The following is a 12,048-nucleotide window of genomic DNA, read 5'->3' on the forward strand; positions in this document are numbered from 1 at the left end:
CGCAGGCAAGCCAGCGCCCACATGGGAACTCCAGTGTTCTTGAGGCAGTAGCCGGATCAGAACCCGCGCTGTTTGCTGATCGTTCCCACGCTCTGCGTGGGAATGCCGCCCTGGGCGCTCTGCGTCCACTCTTAAAGTCGTGACGCGGAGCGTCTCCAGATGCATGCCCACGCGGAGCGTGGGGACGATCAGCGCCAGGCCTTAAAACCCGCGATGTTTCTTCAGGTGCTCATTGATCTTCGCGGCCGGCACTTTTTGCAAGGTACACAGCAAGTCATGGGACAGCTCCCGCAAGCCATGAGTCTGGCGCAGTTCCTGGGCCAGGTGCGCTGTGAGGTTGGCGGCCATTTCCGCATCCGCCAGCGCCCGGTGAGCCTGGCCGGTGTGGGGCAGTTTGGCGTAGGTGTTGAGGGTGCCGAGCTTGTGGTTGGGCGCCGCCGGCATCAGGCGGCGGGCCAGCAGCAGGGAGCAGGCGAATTTCTGCAGGCGGGTGCGGCGGATCAGGCCCAGTTCAAAGTCCCAGAACTTCTGGTCGAACGCGGCGTTGTGCGCCATCAAGGGCGTGGTGCCGACGAACTCATTGACTTCGTTCATCACCCGTTCAGCCGGTGGCGCGCTGCGCAGCATGGCGTTGCTGATGCCGGTGAGCTGTTCGATAAACGCCGGTACGCGCACACCGGCGTTCATCAGGCTCTGGTAGCGGTCCACGATCTGCCCACGCTCGAGGATGACCACGCCAATCTCCGTGGCCCGGCAGTGGCTGCTGGGGGTGATGCCAGTGGTTTCAAAGTCGATGACCGCTATACGTTCCAAACCTGTTCCAACTCCGTTCTACGATCTATTTGAGCAACAACGCGCCTTCGATCGGCACGTAGTGGCTGGCGGCGCGTATCAATGAGTTGGCCGTCAGCCCCGGCACGCCGTAGGCCACGGCCCGCACGCCATGCTTGTGGATGATGCGTTCGAGCAACATGTCGAAATCACCGTCACCGGAGGCCAGCACGACTTCGTCGACATGGTCGGCGGCGTCCATGATGTCCAGCGTGATGCCCACGTCCCAGTCGCCCTTGGCGGAGCCGTCGCTGCGCTGGATATACGGCTTGAGTTTTACCGTGAAGCCCAGGTTGCGCAGGATCTGCTGGAACTGTTGCTGCTTGCTGTCGCCGCGGTCAATGGCATAGGCGTACGCCTCGACAATCTGCCCGCGCGCGCTGATGTCAGCCCACAGGGCGGCGTAGTTGAAGTGGCAACCATAGGCCTGGCGCACGGTGTAGTAGAGGTTTTGCACATCGGCGAACACTGCAATTTTTTTCACCGCACTTCCTCATGGACAGCCAGGCGCCAGCGCCCGGAAAGGGCGCCAGTATGCCAGCCAAGGGAGCGTTTCCGGGAAAAAATCAGACCGGAGCGCAGCAGCGCCCCGGGCCTGGTGTGTCAGACGAAGGAATCGTCGTCGCCAAAGGAAGAGGAATCGTCGGAATAATCGCTGTCGGCGAAGCTATCGGCGTTATTGCTGCCCCAGCTGTCGTTGCCGGCAAACGTCTGGTCATCGTTGCCCCAGTTACCTGAATCACTGGCCGGTGCCGGTTGTTCGATGATCTCCTCCACCACCTGCGGTTGCTGGTTGTGATGGAACAGGCTGCTGATCCCTTCGGCCAGCAACACCCCACCGGCCACGCCGGCGGCGGTCTTCATGGCACCACCGAGGAAGCCACTGCCGGCTGGCGCGGCTGCCGGTGCTTGCGCCGGCTGATAGTTCTGCTGGGGCGCTGGCTGGTTGAACGATGGCCGCGCCGGTTCACGCCAGCCGCCACCTGAGTTGCTCGGCGCAGGCTGTGGCTCACGGGAGCCGCCGCCAAAGATGCTCGACAGGAACCCACCATCGCTGGCCGGCGCAGGTTGCGTGGCCTTGGCCCGTTGCAGCTCGTCCTGCAATTGCTGAATCTGCTGGGCCTGTTGCTTGTTCTGCGCGTCAAGACTCTGCAACGCATGTTCCTGTACCAGAATCGACTGGGTCATGTAGTAGCCGACGGCAGGTTGGCGAGCCATATGCTCCTTGATCCGCGCTTCGGCCTGGGCGTCGCGGGGGGCTGAGTCCGTTTCGGCTTGCTGCAACCGTGAAAACAGTCCATCGATCAGGGTTTGCTCTTCGCTATTCATGGCGACCTCGTTAGATTGCCGATAAAAAATTCCGGTCCCGCCTGTGATCAGGCTGGGGGCTTTCCAGTTATGGGGATGTTACGAGTTGTTTCAATGGTCTTTACTCAAGGTTTACGTTTGCGCCCCTTGGACCCTGATCGGTTAAAGTGTGGCCCTCTGCTTCCAGGCCTGTGATGACCCTGATGAATCCGTTAGACGTTTTGCGCGACTCCTTCCGCTTTACCCAGCGCAACCTGGGCGCCATCGTCCAGCTGTGCCTGCCATTGGTGATCCTCGAAGCCTTGCTGCAACAGGTGCTGGACCACACGCTGGGCCCGGATGCGTTTCCCGGCTACAGCGTGGTCGTAGGTTTGTTGGTGTACCCGCTGTACACCGGCGCCCTGATCCTGTTTCTCGACGCCCGCACCCGAGGCGAGTCGCCGCGCACCAAGGACGTGTGGGCCATGGCCTTGAGCCTGTGGCCGCGTTTTGCCCTGCTGACAGCCATGAGCACGTTGCTGATTCTGTTGGGGCTGTCGCTGTATTTCCTGCCGGGCTTGTGGCTGATGGTGGTGCTGGCGTTTGCCGAATACCTGCTGGTGCTGCGCGGCATGCCCGCCCTGGAGGCGATGAAGGAAAGCTTTCGCCTGACCCGCGGGCATTTCTGGCGCATCCTGGTGTGCCTGCTGTGTGTGATGACGCCGTTGTGGCTGCTCAAGGGCGCCAGCGTGGCGGCGTACCCTGAGCCCGCGCCGTTGCTGGGGTTGCTGATGGACAGCGCCCACAGCTTCCTGCAACTGTTCACCAGCGTGGTGCTGTTCCGTTTATTCATGCTGATCGGTGGCGACGCCGACGTGCGGTGATATGCTCCGTGGCTCTTCTGACACGCATATAAGCCGAGCCGATGACCCGTTTATTGCGCATAACCCTGTTGAGCCTGTTGATCATCGCCGGCCTGCTGGCCGCGCTGATCTACAGCCTGACCTGGCGCCCTGCCGACAAAGAGACCCTGCCCGTCAGTTGCGTGGCACCCCGCGCCCCGACACTGTTGCCGGGGCAGGCGCTCAAGGTTATGACCTGGAATGTGCAATACCTGGCCGGCAAGAACTACGTGTTCTGGTACGACACCCCGGACGGCAGCGGCCCCGACGATCGCCCCACCGTCGAAGACATGGCCTTTAGCCTCGACGAAGTGGCGCGGGTGATTCGCGACGAACAACCCGACATCCTGCTGTTGCAGGAAGTCGACGAAGGCGCCAAGCCTTCCCATTATCAGGACCAGCTTGCGCTGTTGCAGGAGCGTCTGGTCGACCTCTACCCGTGCAGCGCCCAGGCCTTCGACTGGAAAGCCGATTTTGTGCCCAGCCTGCATATCTTCGGTAGCGTCGGGCGCAAGCTCGCTACGCTCAGCCGCTACCAGATCGAACACGCCGAACGCCTGCAATTGCCAACCGCCGACGCCAACTTTGTCAGCCGTCAGTTCCAACCCAAGCCGGCCCTGCTGCTGACGTATCTGCCCTTGAGCGACGGAGGCCAACTGGCGGTGCTCAACACCCGCCTGGACGCCGGTGCGCCAGGGCGCAGTGCCGTGCGGGAGCAAGTGACGAGTACGGTAAGACTGCTGGATAAACTCGAAGGTCGCGGCACACCCTGGTTGATTGGCGGGGATTTCAACCTGCTGCCACTGGGCCAGTTCCTGCGCCTGGACGCAGAAAAGCGTGGCCAGTATTCGCCGGACAGTGAGTTGCATCTGCTGTGGGACAAGTACCCGATGATCCCCAGCAACAGCCAATCCAGTGGCATCGACCGCGAGAAATGGCTGACGCACTTCCCCAACGACCCAGGCCTTGATGGCCCGGATCGCACGCTGGATTATCTGTTCTACAGCTCGCGGATCAAACGCGTGGAAGCCAAGGTGCGGCAGGAAGATACGTTGCGTATTTCCAATCACCTGCCGGTGATCGCCCGATTCCTGTTGCCTGCCGCGCAATAACCCCTAGGGTTTCAGGAGCGGCTTAAGCCACTCAAGGCTGGCAACCGTGGTGCCGGATGGGCGGTATTCACAGCCGATCCATCCTCGGTAGCCACGCTGCTCCAGCGCCGCGAACAAGCCAGCAAAGTCCATGGTCCCGGTGCCCGGCTCATGACGCCCCGGGTTGTCGGCGATTTGTACATGGACGGTCCTGTCGTAAAACTGCGCCAGCACCCCGGCTGGGTCGCAGGTCAACAACTGGGCATGGTAAAGGTCCAGAATCAGCCCGACACTCGTAAAGGTTTCCAGCACCTGCTGGGCCTTGCTGAAGTCAGACAGGTAATAGCCAGGCATCGCCTGCGGGCTGATGACTTCTATCAACGTTCGCAAACCCTGATCTTCAAGGTACTTGATCGCGTATTCCAGGTTATTGGTGTAGGCAAGCGCGCTCTCATCCTGAGGCGTGGTCACGCCCGACATGATGTGCACATCCGAGCAGTTCAGCGCCTGCGCATAGCGGGCCGCCTCGCGCAGCCCCTCGCGAAATTCCTGTTCCTTGCCCTGCAAGGCAGCGATGCCTTTGGTCACGCCCGCTGGCGCTGCGAACTGAATCAACGGCAGGTTGTATTGGGCCAGATGGTCAGCGAGCAGGCTGGCGTCGAATTCATAGGGTGACGGGAACTCCACTGCCCTGAAACCGGCAGCGGCGGCGGCTTCGATGCGTTGCAGAAAAGGCAACTCGTTGAATTGGAAACCGAGGTGAGCATTGAACTTGAGCATTGGGTACATATCCATCCTGGGAAAAAACGAAATCATCAGCCTTGGGTGTCGTTGGCGGCCGAATCCCTGATTCCAAGCCTTCAGGTAATGAGCCCAGCCTGCGTAAAGACTGGGAATGACTTGAACACTCAGGGCTTTCTGGGCTTGATCCTGGCCGTCGCTTCGGCCACCAACGGGTCATCCGGCCAATAATGCTTGGGGTATCGCCCCTTGAGATCCTTCTTCACCTCGGCATAGGTACTGCGCCAGAAGTTCGCCAGGTCCTGCGTGACCTGCACCGGCCGACGCGCCGGGGACAGCAAGTGCAACTTCACGGCCAGGCGTCCGCCGGCAATGCGCGGGGTGTCTGCCAGCCCGAACAATTCCTGCAAGCGCACCGCCAGGATCGGCGGCTGCTCGCTGTAGTCCAGGCGTACCGATGACCCCGACGGCACTTTCACATGCTGCGGCGCCAGCTCTTCCAGGCGTTGGGGCAAGGGCCAGGGCAGCAGGTTGTGCAGGTAGCTGGAGATATCCAGGTTGGCGAAATGGCTGAGGCGCGAGACTTTGCCCAGGTAAGGCATCAGCCAGTGTTCGAGGCTGGCGAGCAGGGCCTTGTCGCTGAGGTCGGGCCACTCGCTGGTGTTGCCGGCATCCAATTGGCGCAGCAGCATCACACGGGCTTGCCACTGACGCAGTTCCGGGGTCCAGGGCAGCAGTTCCAGGCCTTTGCGGCGCACCAGGTTGACCAGCGCCTGGCTGCGGGCGGATTCGTCGAGGCCGGTCAGGGGGTCGCGGCTGAGCACCAGTTCACCGACTTTGCGTTGGCGCTCGGCACGCAAGACGCCTTCGCGCTCGTCCCAGTCGAGTTGGTCGACGTTGCGCACTTGCTCGGTCAGCACCGTGTCGAACAGTGCCGGATCAAAATCCGCCGCCAGGTAGATGCGTTCTTCGCGCTGGCCCTGGCGGCTGCCCAGGTCGGCGATCACCAGCCAGGGTTGTTTCATCAGGCTGTCGGCTTCGGCAAACAGCGCTGCGCGGCCATTGGCCAGGCGGTATTCAGCGCCACCGGGGCGACGTTGCTGGGCGACGCGGTCCGGGTAGGCCAGTGCCAGCAAGGCGCCGAGCCAGCGCGGGTGGTCGGGGTTGTCCACCGGCTGGGTCGCCTTGCCGCGCAGGTAGCCACGGTATTGCCGGGCCAGTTGCTTGGCGCGCTGCACGCCACCCTGGGTACCTCGCGCACGCTCCTCGCCAGACATCAGCGCCAGGCGGCTGTGCAAATCGGCACCGCCGCCGCGCAGGATATCGCGCTCGCCCAACAGCGCCGCCACGTCACAGGCGGTGGCGGCGAGCCCCAGGTCTTGGCCACGCAATAACAGGTGGGCAATACGCGGGTGGGCGGGCAACTCGGCCATCTTCTGGCCATGGGCGGTGAGGTTTTCGTCGTTCAATGCACCGAGGCGTTGCAACAGGTCCTGGGCCTGGGCATACGCGGCTGTGGGCGGCGCATCCAGCCACACCAACTGGCTGGGCGTCACGCCCCAACGGGCCAGTTGCAAGGCCAGCCCCGCCAGGTCGGCGGCGAGGATTTCCGCGCTGCCATAAGCGGCCAGACCGTCGTGCTGGTCTTCGGACCACAACCGATAACACACCCCCGGTTCCAACCGTCCTGCCCGACCGGCGCGCTGGGTGGCGCTGGCGCGGGAGATGCGCTGGGTGTCGAGGCGGGTCATGCCGCTGCCGGGGTCGAAACGCGGCACCCGAGCCAACCCGGCGTCGATCACCACGCGTACGCCGTTGATGGTCAGGCTGGTCTCGGCGATGTTGGTAGCCAACACCACTTTGCGCTTGCCGGCCGGCGCCGGGTCGATGGCGGCGCGCTGGGCATTGAGGTCCAGCTCACCGTGCAACGGGCACAGCAGCACATCAGGGCGATCACCCAGGGCATCGGCCAGTTGCTGGTTGACCCGGCGAATCTCCGCCTGCCCCGGCAGAAATACCAGCACACTGCCGGCCTCGTCATGCAGGGCTTCGAGGATGGTTTGCACCACGCGCGGCTCGATAAACTCCCCGGCCTGGTAAGGGCGCCCCCAGCGCATCTGCACCGGGAACATGCGCCCCTCACTGCGCAGGATCGGCGCGTCATCCAGCAGACCGGCCAGGCGCTCGCCTTCGAGGGTGGCGGACATCAGCAGGATTTTCAGCGGCTGCTCGTCGCGAAACAGCTCGCGGCCGTTAAGGCTCAGGGCCAGCGCCAGGTCGGCGTCGAGGCTGCGCTCGTGGAATTCGTCGAAGATCAACAAGCCCACGCCGTCCAGCGCCGGATCGTCCTGCAGGCGGCGGGTGAGGATGCCTTCGGTGACGACCTCGATGCGCGTGTTAGGGCCGACTTTGCTGTCCAGGCGAATGCGGTAGCCCACGGTCTCACCGACCTTTTCACCCAGTTCACTGGCCAGCCGCTCGGCAGCAGCACGAGCAGCCAGGCGCCGGGGTTCGAGCATCAGGATGGTTTGCCCGGCGAGCCAGGGCTCATGCAACAAAGCCAAGGGCACGCGGGTGGTTTTACCGGCGCCGGGGGGCGCTTCCAGCACGGCTTCATGGCGATGAGCCAAGGCGTCACGCAAGGCGGGTAAAACATCATCGATCGGCAACGAATTCATACTGGCTCCAAAGCAGAGCGGCGAGTATAACGGCGAACTGCCGGATGCCGATGCGGGTCTCAAAAACAGCCACTCTTGGGACTGGGAATGCAGTCAAAGGTCGGAGCTGGCTTGCCTGCGATAGCGGTATGACAGTTGCCACTGTATTCCCCGAGCCGACGCTATCGCAGGCAAGCCAGCTCCCACATGGATTCATCGGCGCCTGGCCGATCTGGCTTATAGTCACCCTTAAATCTGTTCAGGAGACTTTTTCATGCGTATCGCTTCCCGTGTCATCGGCGGTGTCCTCGCCGTCACCCTGCTGAGCCAACTCACCGCCTGTGGGTCGATTTTCTACCCCGACCGCCGTGGCCAGATCGACGGCAAGATCGACCCAACCATCGCGGTACTCGATGCCCTCGGCCTGTTGTTTTATGTGATCCCCGGCCTGATCGCCTTCGGTGTCGACTTCGCCACGGGCGCCATTTACTTCGAACCGGGCAAGACCGCCCAGGTCGCCCCCGAGAAACTGCACGAAGCCATCGGCGCCGACGGCACGGTCGATAACGCCAAGCTGCAAAGCATCATCCAGAAGGAAACCGGCCGCACCTTGCCGCTGGATGACCCGCGCCTGATCCAGTTCAAGGGCAGCGTGCAGCAACTGGCGGCCCTGGGCCTGCAGCCTGCCGCGTAAGGACAGCTCATGACCAGCAGCCCCGAACACGCAAGGCTCTTGCGCCTGGCCACCCGCGCCTCGGTGGGCGTGGCCTGTGTGCTGATTGTGACCAAGGCCATCGCCTGGTGGCTCAGCGGCTCGGTGAGCATGCTCGCCGGGCTGACCGACTCACTGCTCGACGGCGTCACTTCGCTGTTGAATTTGCTGGCAGTGCATTACGCCCTGCGCCCGGCCGATGACGATCACCGTTATGGGCATGGCAAGGCGGAGTCGCTGGCGGGGATGGCGCAGGCCTTGTTTATCGCCGGCAGTGCGGTGCTGATTGCGCTCCAGGCGTATGAACGGCTCAAGCACCCAGAGCCGGTTGGCGCACCGTGGTTGAGTATCGGCGTGATTATCTTGTCCCTGGCGCTGACCGTGGCCCTGCTGGTGCTGCAACACCGCGTGGTGCGCGAGACCGGCTCCAACGCGGTGCGCGCCGACTCGCTGCATTACCGCTCAGACTTGCTGCTCAATGGCAGCATCCTGATTGCGCTGGTGTTGGCAGGCTTTGGCTTTCATCAGGTCGACGCCTGGTTCGGCCTGGGAATCGCCGCTTACATTCTGTGGAGCGCGATCCAGATCGCCCGGGAAAGCTTTGCGGTGCTGATGGATGAAGAGTTACCGCCAGACGTCAGCCAGCACATGCTGGAACTGGCCCGGGGCGTACCCGGCGTGCTGGGTGCCCACGACTTGCGTACGCGGGTTTCCGGCAACCACTGGTTTGTGCAGTTGCACCTGGAGTTGCCGGGCGAGTTAACGCTGTCGGTGGCCCACGGCATCAGCGACCAGGCCGCCGATGCCATCCACCGGGAATATCCGAAGGCCGAAGTGCTGGTGCATGCCGACCCGCGGGAAGTGGTCACCGGCAACAAAACCTAGTACTGCACCTGATATCCACGACTGCCCAGGCAGTTGCCCTGGGCCTGGCGGTAAGTTTGTACCACCGTAGGGTCCGGGGCATAGGTAACGGTGCGCGGGTCGAAGCCACTTTGTTGCACCGCCCAGCGATAACAGTCGTAGCCGTCCTGCTGTACCTGGGCTGGCGATTGGCCGTTGGCCGGGTAAGCCACCACGTCATAGCCGTTGCCTTGAGGCGTCGGCGGAGGTGATGGCACCTGCGTCGGTGGTTGTACCACCACGTATTGCTGGGTGCTTTGCTCGTAGGCGTAATAGGCGCCTGCGGCGAGGAACAACAGCGAGCCGCCTACCCACACTTCACGTGCGTAGTCCGGCAGGTAATGCACGCGAATGCCATAGGGCGGCGTCACCACTACGTAGCGTGGGCCTTGGGGGCGATACCAGTAGCCGCCGGAGAAAAAGTAGTCCTGGCCACGGTAAGGCACGCGGTAATTGCGATCGGGGAAACGGTCGATGACATATCCAGGGCGATGCTGCGGGCCTGGGCCCCAGCCATTGCCATGCCCGTCGGGGCGGCCTGGCCAGCGGTTATCACCGGGGCGATCGTTACTCGGACGCGAACCGGGGCCGCCGGCCTCCCAATGCCGGTTGTCATCGGGGCGTCTGGGAATATCACGGTAATAACCCTGGCGCGGCTCCTGGGTCTGGCGCACGGTATCGGGCCGGCCCTGGATCGGCAGGTTATTGGAGGGTTGCGGTTGCGGTGCTGGTCGCCCCGGCTCATGACCTTGAGGCCGACCTTGCCATTGGCCACCCTCGTGCTCGCCGCCACGATCACCCTGCGGGTTTTGTGGGCGTGGCTGATTGTGCTCAGGCCGTTGCCCCTGGCCCGGTGAGTTATCGCGTTCGTCGGCCATCGCCTGGGAGCCGACGCTGACCACCAGCAAACCAACACCTGCCATACGCCAGATGCGCTTCATGCTTTTCCTCACTGCGGATTGGGGCTTGATCATGAGACTGGAAACGCCTCGCCCGGTTCTGAGACAGGTTATCAGTCACGAGAACTATTTTCTGAAGGCAAAACGCGCACAAAGAAAAAGGGGTGACCCGTCGGCCACCCCTTGAGAATTTCGTCCGTGCTCAACGCTTTTGACGTTGGCTCACCTCACGCCGTCTTGTGGACAGTGTGCAGCCTGGAGGCCGGCTCAACCCTGCTGGGGCGGCGGCCGCAACGGGCCTGATTGGGCGCGCTGCTGTGGACTGTTGTCCAGGCGGTGATTCTGTTGGTAATCATAGGCGTGCCAGGCGGGCAGAGGATTGCGAAGATTGCGTCAATAAACAGTGCTTGCGCAATTTTTAACCCTTCATGGATAATTCACCGCAATAGTTACGACAAAGGCCAACCCAATGAGCAAGCTTGACCGATACGACCTGAGTATTCTGGCGGAATTGCAGCGCGACGCGAGGATCTCCAACCAGGAGCTGGCCGAACGCATCGGCCTGTCGCCTTCGCCCTGCTCACGCCGGGTCAAGCAATTGGAAGACGACGGCTACATCGCCCGCCAGGTCGCCCTGCTCGACCGCAAGATGCTCGGCCTGAGCCTTACGGCCTACGTACTGATCGGCATGGACCGTCACACGCCGGAACGCTTCGAGAATTTCGAAGCCGCCATCCGCACCCTGCCGCAAGTGCTGGAGTGCAGTTTGGTGACCGGGATGGATGCGGACTACCAGTTGAAGGTGGTAGTGCCGGACATGGATCACTATCAGAAATTGCTTCTGGGGCATCTGACCCGAATCGAAGGGGTGACCAGCGTGCGGTCCAGCTTTGTGCTCAACCAGGTATTGAACAGCACCGAACTGCCCCTGACCCACCTGCGCACCTGAGAACAACGATGCTCAACTGTAGGAGCGAGCTTGCTCGCAAAAAACGTTAACGATAACCCGTGCCTCCTGAATGAACGCGGCGTCTGTGAGTTTTTCGCGAGCAAGCTCGCTCCTACAATGACATCAGGCCCCCCACAGTTTGACCGTGCAGGACTCAGGTCAATGTTGCGTCTGTGACGCTGCCGTATACTGCTCGCTTGTCTTGTCGGAAGAGCCCCATGAACAACATCGACCCCGCCCTGTTTGAAGAATGGATGATGACCGGCCTGGTCACTATCCTCATCATTTTCATGGGCTTCATCGTCTGGGACCTGGCGAAGAAATCCAAGGCCGGGCGTTTTGGTTCGTTCATCCTGTTTTTCGTGCTGGGCCTGGGCGTGGCGGCGTTCATCATCAAGAGCGTGGTGATCGGCCTGATTGAATCCGGCGCCTTATAAGCGCGCCGGCACTGCCTTCCACTGGCCTTGATCCAAGCCGTCGATCGACCACTCACCAATACGCACGCGCACCAGGCGCAGCGTCGGCAAGCCCACTGCTGCGGTCATGCGCCGTACCTGACGGTTGCGCCCTTCACGTATCACCAACTCCAGCCAATACGTCGGCACGCTTTTGCGAAAGCGTACCGGCGGGTTGCGCGGCCATAATGCCGGCTCATCCAGTTGCCGTGCCTCGGCCGGCAAGGTCATGCCGTCGTTGAGTTCCACGCCTTGGCGCAGGCGTTGCAGCTGTTCTTCGGTGGGTTCACCTTCTACCTGCACCCAGTAGGTTTTCGCCAGTTTGTGCTTGGGGTCGGCAATCCGCGCTTGTAGCTGACCATCGTTGGTCAGCAGCAGCAGGCCCTCGCTGTCACGGTCCAGGCGCCCTGCCGGGTAAATGCCGGGGATATCAATAAAATCCTTGAGGGTCGCGCGCCCACCTTCGTCGCTGAACTGGGTCAGCACATCGAAGGGTTTATTGAACAGGATCAACTTGGGCTCGGCCGGTGGCGCCTTGGCAACGCGGCGAGCGGCAGAGTGCGGTGGTTTCACGCCAGGACGGCGCGAATCAGGACGGCTGGGACGGGACATGGCAAAGGA

13 protein-coding genes are annotated in these 12,048 nt (G+C 62.3%); 6 read left to right on the top strand and 7 right to left on the bottom strand.

The features are described 5' to 3' along the window. Positions 1-201: 201 nt before the first annotated feature. The 3 genes from GIW79_RS20625 to GIW79_RS20635 all read right to left on the bottom strand — a co-directional run bounded on the left by GIW79_RS20625 (position 202) and on the right by GIW79_RS20635 (position 2,160). Complete coding sequence (locus GIW79_RS20625; RefSeq protein WP_032895195.1) at positions 202-813, bottom strand: 3'-5' exonuclease; 612 nt, start codon at positions 811-813, stop codon at positions 202-204. 25 nt (positions 814-838) lie between these two features. Continuing rightward, positions 839-1,315, bottom strand: a complete 477-nt coding sequence (locus GIW79_RS20630; protein ID WP_003194396.1) for a LabA-like NYN domain-containing protein — start codon at positions 1,313-1,315, stop codon at positions 839-841. A gap of 119 nt (positions 1,316-1,434) precedes the next feature. After that, positions 1,435-2,160: a DUF2076 domain-containing protein gene (locus tag GIW79_RS20635; protein ID WP_200583410.1), complete on the bottom strand. Its 726-nt coding sequence runs from the start codon at positions 2,158-2,160 to the stop codon at positions 1,435-1,437. A 182-nt stretch (positions 2,161-2,342) separates the two neighbouring features. Here GIW79_RS20635 and GIW79_RS20640 point away from each other — a divergent pair, with 182 nt between their 5' ends. Both GIW79_RS20640 and GIW79_RS20645 read left to right on the top strand, forming a co-directional pair. After that, positions 2,343-3,002 (top strand): YciC family protein, encoded by a 660-nt coding sequence (locus GIW79_RS20640; RefSeq protein ID WP_032873246.1) that lies wholly within the window; start codon positions 2,343-2,345, stop codon positions 3,000-3,002. Between the two features lie 41 nt (positions 3,003-3,043). Next, complete coding sequence (locus GIW79_RS20645; protein ID WP_060764064.1) at positions 3,044-4,132, top strand: endonuclease/exonuclease/phosphatase family protein; 1,089 nt, start codon at positions 3,044-3,046, stop codon at positions 4,130-4,132. A 3-nt stretch (positions 4,133-4,135) separates the two neighbouring features. Here the strand turns inward: GIW79_RS20645 and GIW79_RS20650 are convergent, their stop codons facing one another. Together GIW79_RS20650 and hrpB are read right to left on the bottom strand one after the other, a co-directional pair. Next, entirely contained in the window at positions 4,136-4,891 is a 756-nt protein-coding gene (locus tag GIW79_RS20650) for a hydroxypyruvate isomerase family protein (protein ID WP_200583409.1), read from the bottom strand. 128 nt (positions 4,892-5,019) lie between these two features. Beyond that, a complete protein-coding gene (gene hrpB, locus GIW79_RS20655) occupies positions 5,020-7,530 on the bottom strand; it encodes an ATP-dependent helicase HrpB (RefSeq protein WP_200583408.1) in 2,511 nt (836 codons plus the stop codon). Between the two features lie 253 nt (positions 7,531-7,783). Here hrpB and GIW79_RS20660 point away from each other — a divergent pair, with 253 nt between their 5' ends. Then, positions 7,784-8,203: a hypothetical protein gene (locus GIW79_RS20660; protein ID WP_003194410.1), complete on the top strand. Its 420-nt coding sequence runs from the start codon at positions 7,784-7,786 to the stop codon at positions 8,201-8,203. 9 nt (positions 8,204-8,212) lie between these two features. After that, complete coding sequence (locus GIW79_RS20665; RefSeq protein ID WP_054896180.1) at positions 8,213-9,106, top strand: cation diffusion facilitator family transporter; 894 nt, start codon at positions 8,213-8,215, stop codon at positions 9,104-9,106. Here GIW79_RS20665 and GIW79_RS20670 read toward each other — a convergent pair. Then, a complete protein-coding gene (locus GIW79_RS20670) occupies positions 9,103-10,065 on the bottom strand; it encodes a DUF6515 family protein (protein WP_200583407.1) in 963 nt (320 codons plus the stop codon). The genes GIW79_RS20665 and GIW79_RS20670 overlap by 4 nt on opposite strands. 427 nt (positions 10,066-10,492) lie before the next feature. Here GIW79_RS20670 and GIW79_RS20675 point away from each other — a divergent pair, with 427 nt between their 5' ends. Together GIW79_RS20675 and GIW79_RS20680 are read left to right on the top strand one after the other, a co-directional pair. Beyond that, a complete protein-coding gene (locus tag GIW79_RS20675) occupies positions 10,493-10,972 on the top strand; it encodes an Lrp/AsnC family transcriptional regulator (protein ID WP_003194418.1) in 480 nt (159 codons plus the stop codon). A gap of 227 nt (positions 10,973-11,199) precedes the next feature. Further along, positions 11,200-11,409: a DUF2788 domain-containing protein gene (locus tag GIW79_RS20680; RefSeq protein WP_025999909.1), complete on the top strand. Its 210-nt coding sequence runs from the start codon at positions 11,200-11,202 to the stop codon at positions 11,407-11,409. Here GIW79_RS20680 and GIW79_RS20685 read toward each other — a convergent pair. After that, positions 11,404-12,039 carry a pseudouridine synthase gene (locus GIW79_RS20685; RefSeq protein ID WP_232914643.1) on the bottom strand — a complete coding sequence of 212 codons (636 nt, stop codon included), beginning with the start codon at positions 12,037-12,039 and terminating at the stop codon, positions 11,404-11,406. The two genes, GIW79_RS20680 and GIW79_RS20685, sit on opposite strands and share 6 nt — an antisense overlap. Positions 12,040-12,048 lie beyond the last annotated feature (9 nt).

Source organism: Pseudomonas sp. PA-7-1E (assembly GCF_021605325.1).
In the GTDB taxonomy this organism is placed as follows: domain Bacteria; phylum Pseudomonadota; class Gammaproteobacteria; order Pseudomonadales; family Pseudomonadaceae; genus Aquipseudomonas; species Aquipseudomonas fluorescens_BV.